The sequence below is a fragment of the Neorhizobium petrolearium genome, from assembly GCF_017873175.1.
Classification (GTDB): Bacteria; Pseudomonadota; Alphaproteobacteria; order Rhizobiales; family Rhizobiaceae; genus Neorhizobium; species Neorhizobium petrolearium.
In genome coordinates this window covers 185,050-210,055 of record NZ_JAGGJW010000004.1, presented here as the reverse complement: position 1 = coordinate 210,055, position 25,006 = coordinate 185,050, and the positions used below count along the sequence as shown (strand labels likewise).

Annotated in this window: 24 protein-coding genes; 10 read left to right on the top strand and 14 right to left on the bottom strand. The window is 61.7% G+C overall.

The annotated features are described in order from the left end of the window. Nucleotides 1-188: 188 nt before the first annotated feature. The 6 genes from J2046_RS09370 to rpsF form a co-directional block, all read right to left on the bottom strand. Nucleotides 189-2,240 (bottom strand): TRAP transporter permease, encoded by a 2,052-nt coding sequence (locus tag J2046_RS09370; protein WP_210051096.1) that lies wholly within the window; start codon nt 2,238-2,240, stop codon nt 189-191. 98 nt (nt 2,241-2,338) lie between these two features. Beyond that, complete coding sequence (locus tag J2046_RS09365) at nt 2,339-3,322, bottom strand: TAXI family TRAP transporter solute-binding subunit (protein WP_210051095.1); 984 nt, start codon at nt 3,320-3,322, stop codon at nt 2,339-2,341. Nucleotides 3,323-3,547: 225 nt separating this feature from the next. After that, nucleotides 3,548-4,126 (bottom strand): 50S ribosomal protein L9, encoded by a 579-nt coding sequence (rplI, locus tag J2046_RS09360; protein WP_210051094.1) that lies wholly within the window; start codon nt 4,124-4,126, stop codon nt 3,548-3,550. A 21-nt stretch (nt 4,127-4,147) separates the two neighbouring features. Then, a complete protein-coding gene (locus J2046_RS09355; protein WP_210051093.1) occupies nt 4,148-5,122 on the bottom strand; it encodes a YybS family protein in 975 nt (324 codons plus the stop codon). Between the two features lie 162 nt (nt 5,123-5,284). Then, nucleotides 5,285-5,533, bottom strand: coding sequence for a 30S ribosomal protein S18 (gene rpsR / locus J2046_RS09350; RefSeq protein WP_037150511.1), 249 nt, complete (start codon nt 5,531-5,533; stop codon nt 5,285-5,287). A 22-nt stretch (nt 5,534-5,555) separates the two neighbouring features. Further along, complete coding sequence (gene rpsF / locus J2046_RS09345; protein WP_210051092.1) at nt 5,556-6,023, bottom strand: 30S ribosomal protein S6; 468 nt, start codon at nt 6,021-6,023, stop codon at nt 5,556-5,558. A 474-nt stretch (nt 6,024-6,497) separates the two neighbouring features. Between rpsF and J2046_RS09340 the strand changes: the two genes are divergently transcribed. Both J2046_RS09340 and J2046_RS09335 read left to right on the top strand, forming a co-directional pair. Then, nucleotides 6,498-6,905 carry a thioredoxin family protein gene (locus J2046_RS09340; protein ID WP_411828483.1) on the top strand — a complete coding sequence of 136 codons (408 nt, stop codon included), beginning with the start codon at nt 6,498-6,500 and terminating at the stop codon, nt 6,903-6,905. Between the two features lie 2 nt (nt 6,906-6,907). Then, nucleotides 6,908-7,627, top strand: coding sequence for a cytochrome c biogenesis CcdA family protein (locus J2046_RS09335; RefSeq protein ID WP_210051090.1), 720 nt, complete (start codon nt 6,908-6,910; stop codon nt 7,625-7,627). Nucleotides 7,628-7,673: 46 nt separating this feature from the next. On the opposite strand, the gene J2046_RS09330 is transcribed toward J2046_RS09335, so the two are convergent. Continuing rightward, nucleotides 7,674-8,717: an aldo/keto reductase gene (locus J2046_RS09330; RefSeq protein WP_210051088.1), complete on the bottom strand. Its 1,044-nt coding sequence runs from the start codon at nt 8,715-8,717 to the stop codon at nt 7,674-7,676. 164 nt (nt 8,718-8,881) lie between these two features. Here J2046_RS09330 and fabD point away from each other — a divergent pair, with 164 nt between their 5' ends. The 8 genes from fabD to J2046_RS09290 all read left to right on the top strand — a co-directional run bounded on the left by fabD (nt 8,882) and on the right by J2046_RS09290 (nt 16,507). Then, the gene (gene fabD / locus J2046_RS09325) at nt 8,882-9,838 is read left to right on the top strand and encodes an ACP S-malonyltransferase (protein ID WP_210051087.1); all 957 of its coding nucleotides are present in this window, start codon (nt 8,882-8,884) and stop codon (nt 9,836-9,838) included. Nucleotides 9,839-9,949: 111 nt separating this feature from the next. Continuing rightward, on the top strand, nt 9,950-10,687 hold the full coding sequence (gene fabG / locus J2046_RS09320; RefSeq protein WP_210051085.1) for a 3-oxoacyl-[acyl-carrier-protein] reductase: 738 nt from the start codon (nt 9,950-9,952) through the stop codon (nt 10,685-10,687). Between the two features lie 287 nt (nt 10,688-10,974). Next, on the top strand, nt 10,975-11,211 hold the full coding sequence (locus tag J2046_RS09315) for an acyl carrier protein (RefSeq protein WP_003502080.1): 237 nt from the start codon (nt 10,975-10,977) through the stop codon (nt 11,209-11,211). A gap of 123 nt (nt 11,212-11,334) precedes the next feature. Next, on the top strand, nt 11,335-12,597 hold the full coding sequence (fabF, locus tag J2046_RS09310; RefSeq protein ID WP_210051083.1) for a beta-ketoacyl-ACP synthase II: 1,263 nt from the start codon (nt 11,335-11,337) through the stop codon (nt 12,595-12,597). Nucleotides 12,598-12,722: 125 nt separating this feature from the next. Further along, a complete protein-coding gene (gene mltG / locus J2046_RS09305) occupies nt 12,723-13,919 on the top strand; it encodes an endolytic transglycosylase MltG (protein ID WP_210051081.1) in 1,197 nt (398 codons plus the stop codon). Nucleotides 13,920-13,970: 51 nt separating this feature from the next. Next, nucleotides 13,971-14,858, top strand: a complete 888-nt coding sequence (locus tag J2046_RS09300; protein WP_210051079.1) for a YicC/YloC family endoribonuclease — start codon at nt 13,971-13,973, stop codon at nt 14,856-14,858. A gap of 3 nt (nt 14,859-14,861) precedes the next feature. Continuing rightward, nucleotides 14,862-15,542, top strand: a complete 681-nt coding sequence (gene gmk / locus J2046_RS09295) for a guanylate kinase (protein WP_037150532.1) — start codon at nt 14,862-14,864, stop codon at nt 15,540-15,542. 122 nt (nt 15,543-15,664) lie between these two features. Next, on the top strand, nt 15,665-16,507 hold the full coding sequence (locus J2046_RS09290; protein WP_210051621.1) for a DMT family transporter: 843 nt from the start codon (nt 15,665-15,667) through the stop codon (nt 16,505-16,507). Between the two features lie 93 nt (nt 16,508-16,600). On the opposite strand, the gene J2046_RS09285 is transcribed toward J2046_RS09290, so the two are convergent. From J2046_RS09285 to lptF, 7 genes are all read right to left on the bottom strand, one after another. Then, nucleotides 16,601-17,221, bottom strand: coding sequence for a YdeI/OmpD-associated family protein (locus tag J2046_RS09285; protein ID WP_210051078.1), 621 nt, complete (start codon nt 17,219-17,221; stop codon nt 16,601-16,603). Nucleotides 17,222-17,384: 163 nt separating this feature from the next. Further along, complete coding sequence (gene rsmA, locus J2046_RS09280) at nt 17,385-18,218, bottom strand: 16S rRNA (adenine(1518)-N(6)/adenine(1519)-N(6))-dimethyltransferase RsmA (RefSeq protein ID WP_210051077.1); 834 nt, start codon at nt 18,216-18,218, stop codon at nt 17,385-17,387. Continuing rightward, nucleotides 18,218-19,243 (bottom strand): 4-hydroxythreonine-4-phosphate dehydrogenase PdxA, encoded by a 1,026-nt coding sequence (gene pdxA, locus J2046_RS09275; protein WP_210051075.1) that lies wholly within the window; start codon nt 19,241-19,243, stop codon nt 18,218-18,220. The genes rsmA and pdxA overlap by 1 nt, the downstream gene beginning before the upstream one ends. A 14-nt stretch (nt 19,244-19,257) precedes the next feature. Continuing rightward, the gene (locus tag J2046_RS09270; protein WP_210051074.1) at nt 19,258-20,199 is read right to left on the bottom strand and encodes a SurA N-terminal domain-containing protein; all 942 of its coding nucleotides are present in this window, start codon (nt 20,197-20,199) and stop codon (nt 19,258-19,260) included. A gap of 145 nt (nt 20,200-20,344) precedes the next feature. Then, on the bottom strand, nt 20,345-22,681 hold the full coding sequence (locus tag J2046_RS09265; RefSeq protein WP_210051072.1) for an LPS-assembly protein LptD: 2,337 nt from the start codon (nt 22,679-22,681) through the stop codon (nt 20,345-20,347). Continuing rightward, a complete protein-coding gene (gene lptG, locus J2046_RS09260) occupies nt 22,681-23,769 on the bottom strand; it encodes an LPS export ABC transporter permease LptG (protein ID WP_037150549.1) in 1,089 nt (362 codons plus the stop codon). Before lptG ends, J2046_RS09265 begins: the two co-directional genes overlap by 1 nt. Continuing rightward, on the bottom strand, nt 23,766-24,938 hold the full coding sequence (lptF, locus tag J2046_RS09255; RefSeq protein ID WP_210051070.1) for an LPS export ABC transporter permease LptF: 1,173 nt from the start codon (nt 24,936-24,938) through the stop codon (nt 23,766-23,768). The genes lptG and lptF overlap by 4 nt, the downstream gene beginning before the upstream one ends. Between the last annotated feature and the right edge of the window lie 68 nt (nt 24,939-25,006).

Below are 25,006 nucleotides of genomic sequence, written 5' to 3'. Positions count from 1 at the left end.
CGCGATCCTACAGCACTTTGCAGACTATGGAGGGGCGATCCCGGCAGAATCTCCAGAATCCATCGATCTCCACAGTCATCGCTTGAGCTTGTGGATAAAACGCACCGAACCGAACAAGATGATTTGACCGTGGCAAAACTGTTCAACCCTTTGCCACGGCCATGAAGAATAAGTCTTCTGCAGATTCGCTACAAGGCGGGTTGCATGCGATGGCCGGCGAACTGGCGAAGAAGCACGGGAACGATCAGCGCCACCCCGATCAGCGACGACATCAGTTCCGGCACCACGAGAAGGACTGCCGCAACGACGAGAAGCAGCCGCTCCCAGGCTGCCGTCCTGACAAGCAGCCATCCTGAAAGTGCCGAGCCGAGGCAGGTGATGCCGAGCACACAGCCGATGAAGGCGATGAGGAAGTTGCTCCAGGTGAAATTCGCAGTGACCAGCAGCAGCGATGGAGAGAAGACGAAGACGAAAGGCACTAGAACCTTGCCGAGCCCCAGCCGGAAGGCCGTGTTGCCGGTCTTGAACGGATCGGCGCCCGCCATGCCCGCCGCCGCGTAGGCCGCGAGCGCCACGGGCGGGGTGATGTCGGCAAGCACGCCGTAATAGAAGACGAAGAAATGCGCGACGATCGGCTCGACCCCGAGAAGCCCGAGCGTCGGGGCGGCGATCGTTGCCATGATGATGTAGTTCGCGGTCGTCGGGATGCCGCAGCCCATCAGGATGCAGACGACACCCGTCATGATGAGCGTGAAGAGCAGCGTCAGCGTCTGCGGCCCGAACCAGGCGGCCGGCACGAGTGTGCCGACGAAGGTAGCCATCTGCGCGGCGGTGGAGGTGACGATATAGGAGATCTTGAAGCCGACGCCGGTTAGCGTCACGACGCCGACGATGATGCCGACAGTCGCCGCGGCGGCTCCCACAGCGAGCGCATATTTGGCCCCGTCGCGCAGCCCCTCAAACACCTCCGTCAAGGACATGCGCCGGCGCGGATTGAGGAGGCCGACGGCGACGCAGAGCGTGATGCCCCAGAAGGCGGCAAGATAGGGGGTGTAGCCGGAAAGCAGCACGGCGATCAGCACCACGAGCGGAATGACGGTCGGCCAGTCGCGCTTGAAGGCTTCCTTAAGATCGGGCAGTTCCTCGCGCGTCATGCCGCGCAGTCCGTTGCGCTTGGCCTCGAAATGCACTTGGATCAGTACCCCGAAGAAATGCATGAAGGCCGGCACGATCGCGGCAAGGATGATCGTCGTATAGGGCAGGTTCAGGAATTCGATCATCAGGAAGGCGGCCGCGCCCATGATCGGCGGCGTGATCTGCCCGCCCGTCGAGGATGCCGATTCCACGGCTGCGGCGAAGGTCCGCTTGTAGCCGAGCCGGATCATCGCCGGGATCGTCAGCGATCCGACCGTGACGGTATTGGCGACAGACGAGCCGGAGATCATGCCGAACAGCGCCGAGCCGAAGATCGACACCTTGGCAGGCCCGCCGGCATAACGCCCGGCGACCCAGGCGGCGCAATCGAGAAAGAGCTGGCCAAGCCCGATGCGGGTCGCGAATACGCCGAACAGCACGAAATGGAAGACATAGGTCGCGACGACCCCGAGCGCGATGCCGTAGATGCCCTGCGTCGTGAGATAGAGATGGTTGATGAGCTGCGAGAACGTGGCGCCCGGATGCACCAGGATCCCGGGCATGGACGGTCCCCAGATGGAGTAGGCCATGAAGAGAAGGGCGATGATCGGCAGCGGCCAGCCGACGGAACGGCGGGTCGCCTCCAGCAGCACCAGAACCAGAATGCCGCCGAGCACCACGTCGGTCGTCGTCGGGTTGCCGACGCGGAAGGCGAGGTCATCGAGCGGAATGAAGGGGACATGCAGCACGGCGACCACCGCGCCGACCGCCAGCGCCCAATCGATCAGCGAAATCCCGAGCGGGCGGACGAGGCTCGATTGCGCCGGCTGGTCGTAGCCGCGCCGCGTGAACGGGAATACGAGGAAGATCAGCCCGAGCACGAAGGAGAGGTGAATGCCGCGATGCACGACTTCCGAAAGCAGGCCGAAACCGGCGGTATAGTAGTGGAAAATGGAGAGCGTCACCAGCAGCACGCCCACCAGGCGGGCGGCCATCGGCGAGAGCGGCCGGAAGCGGATCTCCGAGTCGAACTTTTCTTCCAGCTCGCGCGCCTTCGCCTCGTCCAGTTCTAGGGGAGCAATCTTGCTCTCGTCGTCCGCCGCCATGTCATTTTTCCCTTGATATATTTATCGTGTTCCAGACGGAAAACGGCGGTCCGCCCGATGCCGACCGCCGCCATTCCAATCAAGGAGAGATATCGTCCTTACTTGAGGACGCCGGCTTCCTTGTAGAAGCGCTCGGCGCCCGGATGCAGCGGAATGCCGAGGCTGGTAACGGCGTTCTGAAGCGTGATCATCTTGCCCTTCGCGTGGCCGGCGTCGAGTGCGGCGCGCGTCGCATCGTTCCACATCACCTTGGTGATGTTGTAGACGAGATCGTCAGGCTGCTTGGCGCTGGTGACCCACTGGGCCGCGACCGAGATGGTCGGGGTTTCGCCCACGTCCTTGTAGGTGTCTGCGGGAACGATATCCTTCGAGAAGAACTTGTATTCCGAAAGCATCTTGTCCGCTTCCGGACCGGTGATCGGCACAAGCGAGATGCCGGCCGAGGTGGCGAGTTCGGAGATAGCTCCGGTCGGATAGCCGCCGACGAAGAAATAAGCGTCGAGGCCGCCGTCGCGCAGGCGCTCGCCGGCTGGACCGGGTTTCATATGCTCGGCCTTGATATCGCTTTCGCTGAGGCCATAGGCGGCCAGGACGATGCGGGCATCGACGATCGTGCCCGAGCCGGGTTCGTCGATCGAGACTCGCTTGCCCTTGAGGTCGGCGACGGACTTGATGTTGGCGTCCTTGCGGGCGACGAGATGGATGGTTTCCGGGTAGAGCGTCGCGATCAGGCGAAGATCCTCCACCTTGCCCTTGCCCTCGTAGAGGCCGGTGCCGCTATGAGCCCAATAGGCGACGTCCGACTGGGAGAAGCCCGATTCCATCGAACCGCCCTGGATGGCGTTGATATTGGCGACGGAGCCGTTGGACGCGACAGCTGTCGCCACGAGGCCCTGGACGCCCTTGTCGCCGGCACCCGAAATCGCGTTGGCGATGAGGCCGCCGATCGGATAGTAGGTGCCAGCCGTACCGCCCGTGCCGATCCGGAAGAAGGCCGGCGATTGAGCTGCCGCGAAGCCGATGCCTGCAGCCGCGAGGCCGATCATGGCGCCGATCGCGAGGAGGTTCTTTCTGATGGTCATTGTTTCTCCCTTTCTCTTGTTTCGGTCACCATGAAGAAAGTCAGGCTTGCATGTCAACCACTTCCGGCTGTCGTTCACGTCTTCCTGCTTCGCGCAGGAGGCGCATGACCGCCCGGCATGGCTACCGTGACATGCAGCCTGCCTTGCCGAAGTCTCTTGCAGCTTCGATAAAAAAAGCCCCCGGCGTGAGCCGAGGGCCTGAGAAAACTGCAATCCGAAATGCGATCAGGCTTCTTCGCCTTCTTCGCGGTCGGCATCCGGATCGAAGAAATCTTCCGGACGCAGCGCATCCTCATCGACACCGTAGATGGCGTCGACAGAGGTGAGGCTCTCACCCTTGGCCTGGCGCTCGGCTTCTTCCGGCGAACGGGCGACGTTCACTTCGACGGTGATCTCGACTTCCGAATGCAGGTGCAGCGTGACCTTGTGCAGGCCGATCGCCTTGATCGGATGGTTGAGATCGATCTGGTTGCGGCCGATGTTGAAGCCTTCGGCGGCAAGCGCCTCGATGATGTCGCGGGCAGCGACAGAACCATAGAGCTGGCCGGTTTCGCCGGCGGCGCGGACGATGACGAAAGACTTACCGTCGAGCACTTCGGCAACCTTCTGGGCTTCGCCCTTGCGCTCCAGATTGCGGGCTTCGAGGGTGGCGCGCTCGGATTCGAAACGCTTCTTGTTGGCGTCATTGGCGCGCAGCGCCTTGCCCTGCGGCAGCAGGAAGTTACGGGCGTAACCGTCGCGAACCTTCACGACTTCGCCCATCTGGCCGAGCTTCGGCACGCGTTCAAGCAGGATGACTTGCATGTGTGGTTTCCTTTCTAGGTCTCAATTCTTGTTTTCGTTGGGATTGATCGGGCCTCTTGCCGGCGTGAGTGCGATCGTCCGTCGCGTGTCGGACAGGCCGAGCACGAGGATGATGATTGCCGGCAGGAGAAGCATGGAAGACAGGTAGCAGAGGACGAGGACCGGCAACCGCCAGTCCTTGCCCTGGCTGCGGAAATGGATGGAGGCGAAACCTGCCATCAGGAAGCCGGCGCCGAACGTGCCGCAGATGACGGCGCCGATCATCGCCGGAACACCGCCCACGAAGGTGAGTACGATGCCGGCGAGGAAGATGAAGATCGCATGGCGGTTCATGCGAAGCGCGGACGGCATGTCCTCGCGGGGGCGCAGAGCCCGGCCGGAACGGGAGACGATGCGCACGGCGATATAGAAGGCCGCGAACAAAAGCATGACCCAGATGCCACCCTGAACCAGCGGCAGCATCAGCACGATCATCGCCTTGGTCTGCGCCAGGCTGGCCGGATCTGGCGCGAAGGCGGGTTCCTGGGTCTGCAGGGACAACATCATCGCATCGACCATCTGGCCGGTAAGTTCCGGGCCGTAGCCGATGACCACGCCGAGCGCGATGACGGCAATCGTCACCAGGCCGCAAAGATGCAGCAGGATGTCCGAAATCGGATACCAGGCCATCAGGTTGTCCGGACCGCCGAGTTCGGTGGCCGGGCGCGCCAGGTTGGCGAGGTGGCTGAGCCAGCCCGCCGGGATCAGGGTGAAGATCGCCATGGCGAGCGCAAAGAGCGGCGAAACCAGGACGGCGCCGAGCGCAGCTGCCGTCAAGATGCCGACGATGGCGGCGCGATTGCCCCAGCCGAGGCCAGCGATCAGGATGGGAAGTGCGGAGGCGGCATAAAGAAGCGAGGCAAAAGACGACTGCGCATTCGCACCCAGCACCAGCAGGGTGGCGGCAATGCCGGCAAGGATGCCGATCGGCAATATGCTTTGTCTCTTGGTCGTCACGGTCTCGCTGTCCTGCCAATTCAAGCAGTTAGGGGAGGCGACCTGAATCTCTGTCTCAGGTCCTTCATCCCCAACATGGGATTTGTCGGAGTTCCGATCCGCGCCCATCGCGGAAGGGAGATCCAACCCTCTGGTTTGGGACCAGAGGGTCGGAAATTCACATTACGCTACGACGTAAGGCAGCAGGCCGAGGAAGCGGGCGCGCTTGATCGCCTGGGCGAGTTCGCGCTGCTTCTTCTGGGAAACGGCCGTGATACGGGACGGAACGATCTTGCCGCGCTCGGAAATGTAGCGCTGCAGCAGGCGTACGTCCTTGTAGTCGATCCGCGGCGCATTGGCGCCCGAGAACGGGCAGGTCTTGCGGCGGCGATGGAACGGACGGCGTGCCGGGGAGGAGGATACGTCAGCCATGGTGTTTTCTCCTTATAGCCGATTACGCTTCACGCGGCGGGCGCGGGGCGCGCTCGAAGCCGCCTTCACGCGGCGGGCGGTCGCCGAATTCACGACGCGGCGGGCGGTCGCCGAATTCGCGGCGCGGGCCACGGTCGTCGCCATCGCGGCGCGGACGGTCGTCGCGGTCACGCTTCTGCATCATCGCGGACGGACCTTCCTCGTGCTTCTCGACGGCGATCGTCATGTAGCGGAGGACGTCTTCGTTGATGCGCATCTGGCGCTCCATCTCATGTACGGCAGCAGCCGGAGCATCGATGTCCATCAGCGCGTAATGAGCCTTGCGGTTCTTCTTGATGCGGTAGGTGAGGGACTTGAGGCCCCAGTTTTCTACGCGCCCGACCTTGCCACCGTTAGCTTCGAGGACGCCCTTGTACTGTTCGACGAGGGCATCAACCTGCTGCGGCGACATATCCTGCCGGGCAAGGAATACGTGTTCGTAAAGAGCCATGTAAGCTTTGCCTTTTCTTGCGGTTGTGTATCACCCGGACTCGGCGGCTAAGCCTCAACGACTGCTCCTGAAAGACTGAAAAGCCAAGCAAGAAAAGTAGTTTGATCGAGACGGTCGAGAGCGGAGACACGGGAGGCTTGGACCTTGTGGTCCCTGCGGTTTCCCTCGGGAAACCTGCCCTCCGTTCAGCCACCAGCCAGAAGACCGGGTGTTTCGAACAGCGCGCTTATACGGATTTTTGGGCGGATGGCAAGGGGCGCGGGCGAATTGCCTCCTGCCGGGCGGCGGATTTGCGTAGCGTCATCCGATCACGGCCTTGTGTTTGGCGAGATGTAACCTGAGCCCCGCGCGACGCGTAACCGGATTGACGCCAGGCAGAAGCCGCATCCCGACCGGTTTCCGCTGACGTCCGGATGGCTGCCGTTTTGATATGCTGTATCAACAGGGGCCGGGGCGAACCATTGGAGGATGAACATGAGAAATATGTTGCGCTCGATGCGGATTTTAAGCGCGTCGGCATTCGTTGTGCTGGTTTCGACGGCGGCCGGCGCCGTTGAGCTGAAAGGCTACGACCAGAAATCGTTTGAAGCAGTTCAAAAGGCAGGAACGCCGATCGTTGTCGATATCTGGGCAAGCTGGTGCCCGACATGCGCGGCGCAGCAGCCGATCATCGAGAAGCTGACCTCTTCATCCGACTTCTCGGACCTGACGATTTTCCGGGTCGATTTCGACACGCAGAAGGACGTCGTCAGATCCTTCAAAGCTCAAAGTCAGTCGACGCTCATCGCCTTCAAGGGCGATAGCGAGACCGCCCGCTCGGTTGGAGATACAGATGCCAGGTCGATCGAGAAGCTGTTCAGATCCACATTGAAGAAGAATTAGGCATGGGCACATCACTGGTTTTCGCCGCCCTCGCAGGCGTGCTGTCGATCCTCTCGCCCTGCGTTCTGCCCCTGGTTCCGATCGTTCTGGCCAGTGCGACGGGCAAGCACCGTTATGCCCAGGTGGCGCTCGCTTCGGGACTGGCCGGTTCATTCGTTGCGATCGGCATGTTCGTGGCGCTTGTCGGCTTTGGCCTCGGGCTCGATCTTGTGTTCTTTCGCCAGATCGGTGCGTTGGTGATGATCCTGTTCGGCGTGGTCCTCCTGGCCCCGGCCATGCAGGTTCGCCTCGCCGCCGCAGCGGGGCCGGTGGGCAACTGGACGGAGCGCCGCTTCGGCGGCTTTGACGACCGGGGTTTGACAGGCCAGTTTCTCGTCGGGGTCCTTCTGGGCGCGGTCTGGAGCCCGTGTGTCGGCCCGACGCTCGGCGCGGCATCGCTGATGGCGGCGCGCGGTGAGAACCTCGGCGAGGTTTTTCTGACCATGGCGGCATTCGGACTTGGCGCGGCAGCGCCGCTTCTCCTGCTCGGACGGCTGTCGAGGGATATCGTGCAGCGTTGGCGCGACCGGATGCTGAATTTCGGCAAGGTTGCCAAGGGCTTTCTTGGCCTGGTCCTGCTGGTGGTCGGCTTCGCCGTCCTGACGGGCGTGGACAAGACCATCGAGGCGGCGCTCGTCGCGGCATCTCCGGAATGGCTGACACGGCTCACGACGAGCTTTTGAGAGCCGGACCCGCCTCACGTCGGCAAGGCGGGTCTGCTTCTTCTGCTTACAGCGTCATCGGATATTGCCGATAAACCCCGGCAATATCCTTCATCACGTCTTCGGAGAGCCTCACTTCCGTCGCGCCGATATCCGTCTTCAGTTGCGCCATCGAGGTTGCGCCGATGATGACCGAGGCCATGAAGGGGCGCGAAAGGCAGAAGGCGAGCGCCATCTGCGCCATGTCGAGCCCGTGTCTTTCGGCGACCTTAGCATACGCTTCCACGGCCGGCTCCTGCATCGGCTGCAGGCGGCCGCCGAGGTCAGTATTGATCGTGGCGCGCGAGCCGGCGGGGCGGGCGCCGTTCCGGTATTTGCCGGTGAGGATGCCGGCGGCGAGCGGCGAATAGGCCATCAGCCCGACATTCTCGTGATGGGCGACTTCCGCGAGGTCGGTATCGAACTGGCGGTAGAGCAGGCTGTATTCGTTCTGGATCGAGGCGACGCGCGGCAGGCCCCTTTCTTCAGAAAGCCTGAGGTATTTCAGCGTGCCCCAGGCGCTTTCGTTGGAAAGGCCGACCGCGCGGATCTTGCCCGCCTTCACCAGTTCGCCGAGCGTCTCGAGGATTTCGGCGATCTCGGCCGCCGCCTTCTGCCGACCCTGCGTGAAAGCGTCGAAGGACCACAGATTGCGGAAATGATAGGTGCCGCGGTTCGGCCAGTGGATCTGGTAGAGGTCGAGATAGTCGGTCTGCAGGCGTCTCAGGCTGGCATCGAGCGCCTCGCGGATCGTCGCGGCCGAGATATCGCGGCCGCCGCGGATATGCGGCCGGCCGCTTCCGGCGATCTTGGAGGCGAGGACGATGTCCTTACGCTTGCCGCTTTTCCTGAGCCAGGTCCCGATGATTTCTTCCGTACGGCCGTAGGTTTCGATGCTGACCGGCGTCGTTGGGTAGAGTTCGGCCGTATCGAAGAAATTCACGCCCTGGTCGAACGCATGATCCATCTGCTCATGGGCTTCCGCTTCCGTATTCTGCGTGCCCCAGGTCATGGTGCCGAGGCAGATTTCGGACACGGTGATATCCGTGCGGCCCAGTCTCTTATATCTCATGAAAGGAATCCTGATCTTGGAAGGTCGGTCGGACTTTAAGCGGGATTTGACATAGCGCAAGGGGGACAACAGGGCCTCGGAGACCTTCGAGATAGGCCTTGCCCTTGACTCAGGAAGCCCAAATGTGAATGGAGAGGCAAACATAAGGGAAGGAAATCATCCCCATGGGCACTTCAGCGAGCATCGCATTCACATTCCCCGGACAGGGCAGCCAGTCCGTTGGCATGGGCAAGGATCTGGCGGACGCTTATCCCGAAGCCCGCGCGGTTTTCCAGGTGGTCGACGATGCGCTCGGCCAGAAGCTCTCCGATATCATGTGGAACGGGCCTGAGGAGACGCTGACGCTGACGGCCAACGCGCAGCCGGCGCTGATGGCCGTTTCGATGGCTGCGATCCGTGTCATGGAAGCGCGTGGGTTGAACCTTGCCGAAAGGGTCGCCTATGTGGCCGGCCATTCGCTCGGCGAATATTCCGCGCTCTGCGCGGCAGGCACCTTCTCGCTTGCCGATACCGCCAGGCTGCTCCGCATCCGTGGCGACGCCATGCAGACGGCGGTGCCGGTAGGGCAGGGCGCCATGGCGGCAATCCTTGGTCTGGAGCATGGCGATGTGGAAGCCGCCTGCGCCGATGCGCGTGATGCCGGGGTCTGCCAGATCGCCAACGACAACGGCGGCGGCCAGCTCGTGATTTCCGGTTCGAAGGCGGCCGTCGAGAAGGCGGCGGCGCTCGCGACCGAAAAGGGCGCCAAGCGCGCCATCATGCTGCCTGTCTCCGCGCCGTTCCACAGCGACCTGATGGCGCCGGCCGCCGATGCCATGCGCCATGCGCTGGACAGGGCGGAAAAGAAGAACCCGGTCGTACCGCTCGTCGCCAATGTCCGCGCAGCACCAGTCTACGATGCAGACGAGATCGCCAAGCTGCTCGTCACCCAGGTGACCGGCCAGGTGCGCTGGCGCGAGACGGTGGAGTGGTTCGCCGCCAACGGTGTGACGACGCTTTACGAGATCGGTTCGGGAAAAGTGCTGACCGGCCTTGCCCGCCGCATCGACAAGAATATTTCCGGCATTGCCATTAATACGCCGGCCGATATCGACGCGGCGCTCGCCGCTATCCTCGGCTGATTGCGAAAAGCGAATAGCGAATAGGGAGTAGCGAATAGTAAAGAGATGGCGATGATGCGATGAAAAATTATTCGCTACTGGCTATTTGCTCCAAAAAAGAGGAACACCACCATGTTTGATTTGACCGGCCGCAAGGCATTGGTGACGGGCGCAACCGGCGGCCTCGGCGAAGAGATCGCCCGCATGCTGCACAAGCAGGGTGCCGTGGTCGGCCTACACGGCACGCGTGTCGAAAAGCTGGAGGCACTGGCTGCCGAACTCGGTGACCGCGTCAAGATTTTCCCGGCCAACCTGTCCGACCGCGCCGAGGTGAAGGCGCTCGGCGAGAAGGCCGAAGCCGAACTCGGCGGCGTCGACATCCTCGTCAACAATGCCGGTATCACCAAGGACGGCCTCTTCGTGCGGATGAGCGACGAGGACTGGGATTCGGTCCTCGAGGTGAACCTGACGGCGGTCTTCCGCCTGACCCGCGAGCTCACCCATCCGATGATGCGCCGGCGCCATGGCCGCATCATCAACATCACCTCCGTCGTCGGCGTCACCGGCAATCCGGGCCAGACGAACTATTGCGCCTCCAAGGCCGGCATGATCGGCTTTTCCAAATCGCTGGCACAGGAGATCGCCACCCGCAACGTGACGGTCAACTGCGTCGCGCCGGGCTTCATCGAGAGCGCCATGACCGGCAAGCTCAACGAAAAGCAGAAGGAAGCGATCCTGGGCGCGATCCCGATGAAGCGCATGGGTGCGGGTTCTGACATCGCCGCGGCGGTGCTTTATCTCGCTTCCGACGAGGCGGGTTACGTCACGGGCCAGACGATCCATGTCAACGGCGGTATGGCGATGATCTGAGCCGAGCCGGGAAGGTTCCAGAATTCCGCTGCAATCGGTTGTTGGCGGCGGTGGAATGGAACAAATTCTGGCTTTGCGGAACAGTCAAACCGTGTTAAGCGGGCCATGACTGTGAGAAGTCACCCTGAAATGCAGCCCTTCATATTGCGTGAGCAACACATGATTGGAGCCTGACGAGGGGCGAACAGGTTTGCCGGCATCGGCCTTGCGAAGGCGGCGATTGCAGGCTTTAACAGGATGCGGATGCCAAACGGGCATCCGATAAGACAAAGGTCGAGGAAACCGACATGAGCGATATCGCAGAACGCGTGAAGAAAATTGTTATTGACCATCTCGGCGTCGATGCCGACAAGGTTGTTGAAGGCGCAAGCTTCATCGACGATCTTGGCGCAGACTCGCTCGACACCGTCGAACTGGTCATGGCTTTCGAGGAAGAATTCGGCGTCGAAATCCCAGACGACGCTGCTGATTCCATTCTGACCGTCGGCGATGCCGTGAAGTTCATCGAGAAGGCCCAGGCCTGATCGATCCGATAGACTAGGGATAAAGCCGCAAGGCAAATCCCGACAACGGCCCGCTCGCACGGGCCGTTTCAGCAACTGGGGGCTTGCCCCTGGAACATGAAAATTCAGGGTGGAACGCTGGCGATGAGACGTGTCGTTATCACCGGTACCGGCATGGTATCTCCTCTTGGGTGCGGAACGGAAGTGAGCTGGCAGCGGTTGCTTGCCAGCCAGAACGCTGCCCGTCTCGTGACTGAGTTCGAAGTCGAGGATCTTCCCGCTAAGGTCGCTTGTCGTATTCCGACAGGCGATGGCTCCGATGGCACCTTCAATCCCGACGACTGGATGGAGCCGAAGGAGCAGCGCAAGGTCGATCCCTTCATCATCTACGGCATGGCTGCCGCCGACATGGCGCTCAACGATGCCGGCTGGCATCCTGAGACGGACGAAGATCAGATCGCCACGGGCGTGTTGATCGGTTCCGGCATCGGCGGCCTCGAGGGCATCGTGGAAGCCGGCTACACGTTGCGCGACAAGGGCCCGCGCCGCATTTCGCCCTTCTTCATTCCCGGTCGCCTGATCAACCTCGTCTCCGGACAGGTGTCGATCCGCCACAAGTTGCGCGGCCCGAACCATGCCGTCGTCACGGCCTGTTCGACCGGCGCGCATGCGATCGGCGACGCAGCCCGGCTGATCATGCTCGGTGATGCCGACGTGATGGTCGCGGGCGGCACGGAATCGCCGATCTGCCGCATTTCGCTCGCGGGTTTCGCGGCCTGCAAGGCGCTGTCCACCCAGCACAACGACGATCCTCAGAAGGCCTCGCGCCCCTATGACCGCGACCGTGACGGGTTCGTGATGGGCGAGGGCGCCGGCATCGTCGTCCTGGAAGAGCTGGAACATGCCAAGGCGCGCGGCGCCAAGATCTACGCCGAAATCGTCGGTTACGGGCTTTCCGGCGATGCTTTCCATATCACTGCGCCGTCGGAAGACGGCGACGGGGCCTATCGTTGCATGACCTCGGCCCTCAAGCGGGCCGGTATTTCGGCATCGGACGTGGATTACATCAATGCTCATGGCACGTCGACCATGGCCGACACGATCGAGCTTGGCGCGGTCGAGCGGCTCGTCGGCAATGCGGCGTCGAAGATCTCCATGTCTTCCACGAAATCGGCGATCGGCCACCTTCTGGGGGCCGCCGGCGCCGTCGAGGCGATCTTCTCGACGCTGGCGATCCGCGACAATATCGCGCCGCCGACGCTCAACCTCGACAATCCCGATGTCGAGACGGCGATCGACCTCGTGCCGCACAAGGCGCGCAAGCGCGAGATCAATGTGGCGCTGTCGAATTCCTTCGGCTTTGGTGGCACGAACGCTTCCCTCGTGCTGCGCCGTTACGACGCGTAGTCGAAGCGCTGCTTTAATGCGGCTGGACTTTCGGGTCCGGCTCGTATCATCTTCTGGACCTGTTTTTTGCCGCATTGCTTGGCCAAACAGCGGTCGAACGTGTTTGAGTCTCTTGGGGGGCGCGGTTGAGCGATACGAATCATGTCAATGAACTGCCGCCCGGCAATGGCCGGGGGCCGATCATTCCGAAATCGCCGAATGAAGCTCTGAAGCCGGAGCGCGTGCCCGAACCGCCGCGCCGGTCCAAGAAGGCGCGCAGCCAGCTCGTCATCTTTCTGAATTTCGTGATGACGATGGTCGTGGTCATCTGCGTGGCAGCGGTCGCCGGCTTCTACTACATGATTTCGGCCTTCCAGGAGCCCGGCCCGCTGGAGGCGAACACGCATTTCATGGTCCGTCCGGGCGCCGGTTTGGCCGAGATAGCCACCAATCTCGAGCGCAACGGCATCGTCTCCGATGCCCGCATCTTCCGCTACGTAACGGCCACCTATCTGCGCAGAGGCGAGACGCTGAAGGCAGGCGAATACGAGATCAAGGCGCATGCATCCATGAAGGACATCATGGACGTCCTGGAATCGGGCAGGTCGATCCTTTATTCCGTCGTGCTGCCGGAGGGCCTGACGGTCCGGCAGATGATGCTGCGGCTGGCGGAAGATCCGGTGCTGGAAGGCGAACTGCCCGCCGAACTACCGCCGGAGGGCAGCCTGCGCCCCGATACCTACAAGTTCTCGCGCGGCAGCAAGAGGGCCGATATCATCCAGCAGATGCGCGTGGCGCAAGAGAAGATGATCGACCAGATCTGGGAAAAGCGCGATCTGGACCTGCCGATCAAGACGAAAGAAGAGTTTGTCGTGCTCGCCTCGATCGTCGAGAAGGAGACGGGCAAGGAAGACGAGCGCGCTCATGTCGCATCCGTTTTCATCAACCGGCTGCAGAAGGGAATGCGCCTGCAATCGGACCCGACCATCGTCTACGGACTTTTCGGCGGCGAAGGGAAGCCGTCCGACCGGCCAATCTTCAAGTCGGACCTCGCCAAGCCGACGCCCTATAATACCTACCAGATCAAGGGGCTTCCGCCGACGCCGATTTCCAATCCCGGTCGTGCTGCGTTGGAAGCAGTCGCCAACCCCTGGCGCACCAACGACCTTTATTTCGTAGCCGACGGCACCGGCGGCCATGTCTTCGCCGCGACGCTGGAGGAACACAATGCCAATGTCCGTCGTTGGCGAAAGGTGGAAGCCGAGCGCGCGGCCAACCCCGAAATCGCCGTGGATGGTCAGCCGGACGGCGAGGAAGCGGAAAAGCCGCCGAAGAGCAACTGACCGTTGGTTTTAGGCCGCAGATTGTGGCCTAAGCATTATCTGGAGACGTCAATGACCTTGCAGTCCATGACTGGTTTTGCTCGCAGCGAAGGATCGAGCGGGCGCAACCGCTTTGCATGGGAACTGCGCTCCGTGAATGGCAAAGGCCTTGATATCCGGCTCCGCCTGCCGCCGGGCCTCGAACGGCTGGAGCCGGAGGTGCGCCGGCTGATCTCGGAAAGATTCTCCCGCGGCAATCTGCAGGCGTCCCTCAACCTGACCATCGCCGAAACCCAACTTGAGGCAGTGCTGAACCGCGACGCATTGGCGGCAGTGCTGGCATTGCGCGAGGAACTCGGCGATCTCGTCGATCCGTCACCCTTGAAACTCGATACGCTGCTCGGCATCCGCGGGCTTGTCGACATCAGGGAGCCGGAAGAGGGTGAGGAGGCGCTCGCTGCCCGTGACGCCGCGATCCTCGCTGGCCTCGACGAGGCGATCGGTCGTCTTGCGCGAATGCGCGGGGGGGAAGGGGCGGTCCTCGCCGACGTGCTGAAGGGACATGTCGCCCGGATTGCGGAATTGACCAGGGCCGTGGAAGCCGATCCTTCCCGCACGCCGGAAGAGATCGCCAAGCGGCTTTCCATGCAGCTTTCGGCACTTCTGCAGGAGGCGCCGACGCTCGACCGCGACCGGCTGCATGCGGAAGCGGCTCTTCTCGCCACCAAGGCGGACCTGCGTGAGGAAATCGACCGACTGAAGGCGCATGTCGCGGCCGCCGGCGAACTCATCGACAAGGGCGGGCCGGTGGGGCGCAGGCTCGATTTTCTTGCACAGGAATTTAACCGGGAATCGAATACGATCTGTTCCAAATCGAATTCTGCTGCTGTAACCGCAGCCGGTATCGAGTTGAAAGTCGTCATCGACCAGTTCCGTGAACAGGTCCAGAATCTGGAGTAGGCCATGAGCCCGGCACCGTCGTCCAAGGGCAAGCCGTCCTCGCCCGTGAAGATCGCCCGGCGCGGGCTGATGCTCGTCCTTTCGTCGCCCTCCGGCGCCGGCAAGTCGACGATTGCCCGCAACCTGCTCGAATCCGACTCGACTCTCGGCATTTCCGTCAGCGTCACGACGCGCCAGCGCCGCCCGAGCGAGATCGCCGGCAAGCACTATCACTTTATCAGCACCCGGGAGTTCGAGCGGCTGAGGGATTCCGATGCGCTGCTCGAATGGGCCGAGGTGCACGGCAATTTCTATGGCACGCCGCGCGAGCCGGTCGAGGCCGCCATGGCGGAAGGCCGCGACATGCTGTTCGACATCGATTGGCAGGGAGCACGCCAGCTCCAGGAGAAGATGAAAGCGGATGTCGTATCGATCTTCGTGCTGCCGCCGACCATGACGGAGTTGCAGTCGCGCCTGCACCGCCGCGCCGAAGACACCGAGGAGGTGATCCGCACGCGGCTCCTGAATTCGCGCGCCGAGATCGAGCACTGGCGGGAATACGATTACGTCATCGTCAATGACGATCTCGACAATGCCTTCCACGCGGTGAGCAACATCATCGGTGCCGAACGCATCCGCCGCGACCGCCGCCATGGCCTGTTCGACTTCGTGCAGGGGCTTTTAATGGAAGAGCCGGAGTTATGAGATTGTCGCCGCCAGGGCTTGCCGGGTCTTGATTGAGGGCTGGCTGCCGTCGCCCATGATGCGCGCCTGAAAGAAGATCATACGTGGAAAATAGTCCTTCAACCATGAAGGCGGCCGCATGGATGATGGCCTCCATCGCACTACTTCTGCTCATGGCCGTTTCGGGTCGTGCCATAACGCGTGAAGTCGATGTTTTCCAGGTCATGGAGATGCGCTCCATCATCGCCTTTTTCATGCTGTTGCCGCTCGTCTATCGCGAAGGTGGCTTCAGGGCCATGCGAACCAGCATTCTGCCAAGTCATATTGGCCGCAACGTTGCCCACTACATCGGCCAATTCGCGTGGCTGATGGGGCTGACATTGATCCCGATGGCGCAAGTCATTGCCATTGAGTTTACCGCGCCGATCTGGGCGGCTTTGATGGCTGCAGCGTTCCTTGGTGAGAAGCTGACCTGGCGCAAGGGCGTCGCTATTCTGTTCGGGCTGGGTGGCGTCGTATTGATCGTGCGACCGGGTGCTGCACCGCTCAACCCAGGCCATCTGATCGTGCTGGGAGCAGCCTTTGTATTCGCCATATCCTTTATTGCCACCAAGATCCTGACGCTCTCGGACAGCCCAACGAAGATCATCTTCTGGATGCTCATCATTCAATCAGTCGTCGGATTTATCCCGGCGCTGGAAGTCTGGGTATGGCCATCCGCAGCAATCTGGCCGTGGATCTTTCTGATCGCGTTTTCAGGTACGTTCGCGCATTTTTGCATGGCCAAAGCATTGACCCACGCTGAAGCGACAGTGGCGATGCCGATGGATTATCTGCGTGTGCCGTTGTCGGCGCTATTGGGCTATCTGTTGTATGCCGAGGCGATCGACGGCCTTACCGCAATCGGTGCCGGATTGATTCTTGCCGGCAACCTTTTCAACCTGCGCAGACCGAACGCAAACCGGATACAGGCCACGCCGACCTGAAACACATCGCCTGCCTGTATCCCTGGAGGCAGGAGGCTGGCCGGCGGATTGACCGGCCGCACGGCCTGCTTGCCGCCATTCGAAATCCCGGGCTCACCGCTCCATAGCACCCTTTCCTGCTAGGATGTGATTGCGGAATTTGGCAATGCGCGAAATTCGCGTTTCGGACTTCTTCACCGATCTGAGATTGATCGCATAGCTTTTCTGCCGCCCCGGCGTCAGGTTGTGAAAGGCCTCTGCAAGTTCGGGATCGGAATCCAGAGCCTCGACCAGTTCGTCAGGCAGTTCGATATCGCCTTGTTCTTTTGGCGGTTTGATGCCCGCCTCCGCATAGCCTATCGCCTCGTTCAGATAGGACAGGATGGCCGGCTCCAGCTTCGCCACTTGTGGGTTATCGACAAAGCGGATCATGTCGGGGTGCCGGGTATTCGGCCCCTGTTTTTCAAGGAGGCCTTCGGGGTCTTTCATCAGCGCTGCGTTAAAGAAACTGAGGCGAAAATCGCCGCGGAAGGCACCGAAGATCACGATATTGCGACCTCCATGCATGTAGCACGGATGCCCCCATTTCACCGTCTCGACGAGGCCTGATTCGAGACAGATCCGGCGAAGTTCGTTCAGTCCATGGGCCCATTGCCGCGTCGAGCAATCCGGTGTCGCAAAGCGCTCGCAGCGTCCGCATCCCTTCGTAAAGAAGTCTTCGATTTCAGTGATCATTTCCCTTGCCCAATATCCCTTCGTAACCTTGGCCGCTTCAAGCACCTCAAGCCGATGCGTTAACCTGCTGGCCGGAAGCGGTATACCGGCGACTTCCGTAACACGCTGAATGCATCCGCCGCTGGCGGGTCATGACATTGCAATAAGCTACGAAGTCGTGGCCTCAGAGGCAATTCGCCAGCCGCACGAACTCTTCCACGGATAGTGTTTCCGCCCGCCTTGACGGGTCGATGCCCGCCTTGACGAGCAGGGACTCGCCGCCGAGTGGTTTGAGGCTCTGGCGCAGCATTTTCCGCCGCTGGCCGAAGGCGGCTTGCGTCACCCGTTCCAGCTTGCCCACGTCGCAGGGCAGAGGATTCTGCCTTGGCGTCAGATGTACGACGGTCGATGTCACCTTCGGTGGCGGGCTGAATGCCTGCGGCGGCACGTCGAAGACCATGCGCGCCTCCGTCCGCCAGCCGGCGAGCACGCCGAGGCGACCGTAGTGGTCGTCGTCCTCGTCGGCGACGATCCTGAGCCCCACTTCCCTCTGGAACATCAGCGTCAGACTTTCCCAGAAGGGCGGCCATTGCCCGTTTTCCGGAAGCAGCCAGTTGAGGAGAAGCTGTGTGCCGACATTGTAGGGCAGGTTGGCGATGATCTTCACCGGCCCTTCGGGCGCGAGCGCCGCGAAATCGGTCTTCAGTGCGTCGCCTTCGATGACTTCCAGCCGGCCAGGATAGTAGTCGCCGATCTCGGCGAGTGCCGGCAGACAGCGGCTGTCACGCTCGATCGCGATGACCTTCTTTGCGCCGAGCGACAGGATCGCGCGGGTCAGCCCGCCGGGGCCGGGGCCGACTTCGAAGACGGTGGCGTCGTCGAGCGGTCCTGCGCTGCGGGCGATCTTCTGGGTGAGGTTGAGGTCGAACAGAAAATTCTGGCCGAGCGCCTTCCTGGCGTCGAGCCCGTAACGCTGGATGACGTCACGCAGCGGCGGCAGGCCATCGAGTGTAGCCATCAGGCGGAGGCTTTCGAAACGAGATCACCGGCGAGCTTGAGCGCCTCGACAAGGCTGGTCTCGCGGGCAATGCCCTGGCCGGCAATGCCGAAAGCGGTACCGTGATCCGGTGAGGTGCGGATGAAGGGCAGTCCGAGCGTCACGTTGACGGACGTGTCGAAGCCGAGCGCCTTGGCCGGGATCAGCGCTTGGTCGTGATACATACAGATCGCCACGTCGTAGCGGGCGCGCGCCTCGTCGTGGAACATGGTGTCGGCCGGCAGCGGCCCGAAGACGTGGATGCCCTCGGCGCGCAGCTTGAAGACGGCCGGATGGATGACCTCCTGGTCCTCGCGCCCGATCGCTCCGTCCTCGCCCGCATGCGGGTTGAGCCCCGCGACGGCGAGCCGCGGCTGAGCGATTCCGAAGCGTGTCCTGAGATCGTGATCGGCGATCCGGCAGGTCTCTTCGATCAGCGTCTGGGTGAGCACCGTCGGCACATCCTTGATCGGGATGTGGATCGTGACCGGAATGGCCCTGAGCTTCGGGCCGGCCAGCATCATCACCGGCATCGTTTTTTTGCCGGTCGCTTTCTCGGCAAGATCGGCCAGGAACTCCGTGTGTCCCGGGAAACCGAACCCTGCCTGGTAGAGGATCGACTTGGCGATCGGATTGGTGACAGTACCGGCAGCCTTGCCTTCGAAGCAGAGGGATACCGCCTTTTCGATCGCGCCGATCGTGCCTTTTGCAGTCGCCGCATGCGGTTCTCCGGCTGCAACCTCCGCGCCGGCCGGGATGGGCAGGACGGGGAGCGCATCCTGAAAGACGGAAATGGCTCTCTCGGTATCCGCTTCCCGGATCGGCACGTCGAGGCCAAGCAGCGCGGCGCGCGATTTCAGGACCGCCGGATCGCCGAGGAAAAGGAATGGCGGCAGGCTGTGCCGTTCGCGCGAAACCCACGCGGCAAGCGTGATGTCGGGGCCGATGCCGGCGGGATCGCCCTGGGTCAGCGCCAAAGGGCGGTCGAGCGGACGATCAAGCGGCATGGGCACTCCGGTTGTCAGCGGTATTCGATCTGCGCCTTGCCGCGCAGTTCGTCGAGATACTTCTTGTCGTTGGGGTTCTGCCCTTCCTTCTGCGCCTTGGTGAGGTCTTCGGCGCGGAAGACCACTTCAGCCGCGAAGTCGTCGGAAACCTGACGCTGGTTGCAGATGGCAAGGAACTCGACACCGCGCTCGGTGACGCGAGTGGCCGTGGTTCCGCCGGAAGCCTTCTCGACCAGCGGCTTCCATTCCGCGGGCAGTTCGGGGGCGAGGACGCGGCCGAGATCGCGAACGGAAACGTCCAGCATCGTTGCTGCGAACTGCTTGGACTGCTCACAGCCCGGGAACTTGGAGCGGGAGGCGTTGGCCTCCTTCTGGCGTTTGCCGAGGATGGCGTTGCGCTTGGCCGGCGGCACGACGAAGATGATCTGCTTCAGGAAATATTCCGTCGTCACCGGCTTTTCCTTGTTCTCCATCATGCGCGTGACGAGTTCCTGGCTCGACATGCGGCCGCGGCCGCTGCCATAGCGGGCGTTGACAAGGCGCGGCCAGCTCATCTGCACGGCGATGTAGTTCTTGAAATGCTCCACCCCGACGCCGGCCCGATCAAGGATCTGGCCCATCTGCTGCGCGTTCATCTTGTTGCTGGCGGCGAAGCGCTCGAAGGCCTTGTCGACGTCGTCGGTGCTGACCGACATTCTCATCCGGGCGACTTCCTGGCGCTTCAGGATTTCCTCGACCATCGCCTCCCGGGCCGTCTTGGTGTCGGCCTTCTGGCGCTGCAGCCGAAGGAAGGCTGCGCGGCGAGCGACATCGGTGCTGGTGATCGGCGTTCTATTGACGACCGCCGCAATCTCGCTGGCGGCCTGCGCCTGTTGGACGACCGGCTGAACGACGACGGAGGCGGCCAGTACAGCCACGGCCAACGCCAGCCTGCGCGTTGCGGTCATTGCAAACATGATACCAATTCCTTTCCCGCCCCGGTCGGCACTCTGCCCGACCGGCCTCGTTCTCATACTATATTTGCGCCCGCTTGCACAATTCTTGCGGCGAAACGATGACGCCGATCCAGTCCGGACCCGAGGTTTTCGTATTCACGACGGGTTACTGGTACTGGTAATCCTGGTCGTAATCGGCAGTGTTCGAGCCGATATTGATGTCGCCGAGCGTGCGGAAGCTGAGGCGGGCGCTGACGGTCCAGTCGTTGGCCGCAGTGTCCGACGGCTTGTCCGTATAGGCGAGCGTGAAGATCGTGCACTCGTCCGCATAGCTGATGCCTATCCCGCGCTTGATGATCTCCTTGTCGGCGAGATCCCAGGTCGCCGTGCCGGCGATCGCCCAGTTCTCGTTGATGCGGAATCTCATCGAGTGCTTGAGCACGTCGGTCGCTTCGTCGGAACCATATTCCGGCTGCGGATCGACCTGCGTGTAGACGAGCGTCCCCTGCAGGCGAGGCATTGTGTAGCTGAGCGAAGCATCGGTGCGTTTGACTGCGAAGGTCTTCTCGTCGAACCGGGTGTTGACGCCAACCGTGAAGCCCTGCGGCAGGTCGACGGCCGCCATGGCAACATAGTCGGAAACGTCGGTTTCCAGGCCTGAATTGGCGCCCGCGTGCACGAGATCCTCGGTGGCAAAGGAATTCTGTCCGCCGAGATGATAGGATTGACCGAAAATGCTTCTCACGCCGATGCCGTTCGCAAACAACCCGGTGTAACGAATGCCGACATTGGCACGCGTGCCGCCTTCGATCCGATCGAAGCCGGAGAACTTGTCGCGTTCGAAGAGGGTAGTCGCGTCGAAGACGAAGCTCTGGGCATCTTCGTTTGGCAGGCCGCCGGCCATCTGTTCGTCAGGGCGTACAAAAATCTGCGCGATCGGTTCGATGATATGGCTGCTCTCGCCGTAGGTCATCAGGATCGGATAGCGGGCTTCGAGGCCGGCAGTAACCATGTAACGGCCATCGCTGCCTTCCGACTCGAGGTCGCCGAGATAGATCCCGCCCGGAACGTTCGATGCGGTGTGGCGCAGTCCGTCTGCCCGCGCGGCCAGAATCGGTGTCAGCAGGAGGCCGTTGAACGTGTTGAAGGTGCGCTTCCATTCGGTCTCGGCGGTGAAGCGGCTGTAGCTGCCTTCGAGGCCCGGAAAGCGGTCGGTCGTGCCTTCGGTATACCAATCGTCCTCGCGGCGGGACAGATTAGTGAGGTTGGCAGTGATCGAGAACTCGCCGCCCAGGATCGGCTCCGGAGCGTAATAGCTGTAGTCGAGCGACGGGTAGACGATCGCCTGCTGTTGTTCGAGCGTGTTGAGAGAGGCGTCGTCCTGAACATTGAAATAATAGGCGTGCAGGTCGAAATAGTTCCGGGTACCGAGTCCCGTCAGGTAGACGTCGTTGGTGAACGTGTCGGCCTTGACACCCGTAAGATCATAGGTACGCGAAAAGTTGTTGTCGCTCTGGACCATGACGTCCCAGCCGAAGGTCCAGCGGGGATTGATCTGGAACTCGCCCTTCGAGGCGGCCATGAAACGGTTTTCCGCCTGCGCGTCGCTGCTGCCGAGGTCGAAGGCGTCCGGATTCTGCTGATGGATTCCGGCGAAGCGGAAAGTATGGTCGCCGCTCTCGAACTTGTTGCGGATCTCACCCTGGAGCAGCAAGCCCTGGTTGGAATAGTAGGTGGGGCTGAGCGTGGCGTCCATGCTCGGCGAAAAGACGTGATAGTAAGGCACCGTCACGCCGAAGCCGAGATTGTCGCTCGCGGAAAATTGCGGGAAGAGGAGGCCGGACTTGCGCTCCACCGTTTCGTCCGGCACCTCGATGGCGAAGGGCAACCTGCCGATCGGCAAACCAAAAAGTTCGAACTGTGCGTTTTCGAGGCGAATCGTGTGGGTCTGGCCGTTGCGGACGACCCGTTCGGCCTTGACCTGCCAAAGCGGCGCCTTGCCGGGCGTCCGGGTACAGGGAAGGCACGCGGTATAGACCGAATTGTTCAGGATCATCAGGTCGCCGGGCTGGCGTTCGGCGCTTTCGGCCGCAAGACGGGTATTGTCGGTCGTCTCGACGCGGAGCGCGTTGATGAAGCCTTCGCCGAAATCGTCCGTCACATCGAGCGCATCCGCATAGACGCGGTTCCCGCCGGGCTCGACCAGCTCGATATTGCCGGTCGCCATGACGCGCCCGGTCTTCTGGTCGTACTGAACGCGCTGCGCCACCATGCGGTAACGGTTGTAATACATCTGCACGCCACCGGAGGCGGTGACCTGCTGGGCATCCTGATTGTAGATGAGTTCATTGGCGCGCAAGAGAAGCTTGGCGTCGTCCGCCGGCGCGGGAACCAGACTCTGTGCATGCACAACCGTTGCCGATACGCCGAGAACGCATAAAGACACACCTGTCAGCAGGGCGGCGGCGAGCCGTCTTATGTTTTTGCGGTCACTTGCCGCCACTAGCCATCCTCCTGGTGAAGCAGAATAGTCATCCCCAACGCCGTCGCGACGATGACTGGAACCCAGACTGCCACGAAGGGAGGAATCGCCCCGCTGCTCCCAAATGCCTTCACAAGCACGGTTACGACATAAAGCACGAAGCCGGAAACTATTCCACCCAGAATCATGGAGCGGGACTGGGCGAACCGGCTGAATTTTAATGAGACTGTTGCAGCAATGAGAGTCATCGCCATGAGCAGGATCGGCATGGAGAGCAGGGAGTGATACTGCGTCTCGAGCGCCTTGGTGGATATGCCGAAGGATTTGCTCACCTCGATTTTTCTGGAAAGATCAAAGAACGCAACGGTTTCCGGCTGCGCCAGGCTCTCCTGGATATATTCCTGCCTCAAGTTGGTGCGAACCTGTGCAGTCTCGCGACGGGCGGGGATTTCTCCAGGCCGGTTTTCCAGAACGTCGTTAAGAAGCCAGTAACCATTTTCCAATTTTGCGGTCTTGGCGTCCTGCCGCATGATGACGCGGCCATCCTTGTCGAAGTGGAACACGACGACGTCGATGAGGAACGTTCCTTCCTCCTGGTAGCTCTTGGCGCCGATGATCGTATCCTCGTCGCCGCTGATCTGACGGATCCACGGAACGAATTTTGAGGCACGGGAACGGTTGCTCGCTTCGCGCCAGCTCGCCTCCATCGAGATCGATTCGCGCTGGCCCCAGGCGGCGAGCGGATTGATGATGAGAAGCGTGGCAAGGCCAATCAGGAAGGCGCCGGCGATGAAGGGGGCGATGAACTGCCAGACCGAGATGCCGGCCGCCCGGGTCACCACCAGTTCGTAGCGCCGGTTGAGCGCGATCAGCACTGTCATGCCGATGAAGAGGCTGAGTGTCGGGATGGTCTGCTGCAGGATGAGTGGCACGCGCATCGCGGTCATCAGGAGGCCGCTATAGACCGTATAGCCCACGAAGCCGGACATGCGGCGGCTCGTTTCGCTGAAATCCGCAAGGAAGATGATGGCGCTGACGCCGAGCAGGAACCAGAGCGCAGTCGCGATATAGCGGCGGAAGAAATACCGCCCGAGCGTCGAGAAGATCATGCCGCGCCTCCATCCGAGGTGCGGGAAGCGAAGCGGCGTTGAAGGTTGCCCGTGAGGTGCGAGATGCCACGGGCGAGGACGCCGGGAATCGCAAACTGTCGGTTGGTGGCCAGCATGTAGATGGCGATCAGGGAACTGATCAGCGGAACCATGTAGGGGAGGGGGGCATAAAGCGGATGACGCTCCACGAAATTGGTTGCGGAGAAACCCAGCCACCGGATGAAGAAGGCAAGGAAGAGCGCATGGACCATCGGATGCACCCGCGCCTGGCGGTGGGAACGCGTGCTGCCCGCGGCGACCAGCGAAAGAAGTGCGAAGGTGATCGGGTACAGCCAATCCGAGAGGCGGCGATGCAGTTCTCCGCGGAAGGAATCGGGCGATTTCTGGTAGAGCGGGTCGTTCGGATCCGGATTGAGCAGGAAGGCAAGGCTGCGATCGGCGGAATATTGCGGCAGTCCGCCTTCCGACTTCGCCATGGCCGAAAGATCGAAGGCATAGGAGACGAATTTGATGATCGAAACGCGCCCGTCGGCGGATTTGCGATGCACTTCGCCGTCGCGCATGGTGAGCGTTGTGCCGTTTTCGTCGATCGATCCTTCACGGGCATAATAGATGAGGTCGAAGTTCGGGTCGCGATAATCCACCACGAACAGGCCCTTGAGAACGCGGCCGGAATGGCGCTCCGAAATCTGGACGTAAAGCCCGTCCTCGATGCTGCGGAAGGTCTTTTCCTCGATCACCGACGAAAGCAGGTCGGCGTAAGCCGCAGCGACCATCTGGCGGGCTGCCACACGCGAGGGCGGCTCGACGAAGTTTGTCACCAGGAAGGAGAACAGGCTGAGCACGATGCCGAGCATCAGCACCGGCCGGTAGATGATGTCGCGAGAGGCACCTGCCGCATCTATGACCGGCAGTTCCGAATCGTTGTTCATCGCCGTCAGCGTCTGGGTGATGCCGATGACGAGTGCGAAGGGCACGACGACGGGAATGATGGTCGGCAGGATATAGGTGGCAAGAGTCGCGAACGAACCCATCGACTGGCCAGTGTCCGTGACCAGATTGATGCGTCCGAGCACCTGGATGGTCCAGATGATAGTGAGCACGGGAACGAGCGTCACCAGGAACATCTGGAAAATCCGGCGCAGTATGTAGCGTTCGAGAAGCTTCATCCCGGCCTAGACTTGTTGCGTTGCGCCACCCGGGTGATGACCTCGTCACACCGCTGATGGCAGCCGCG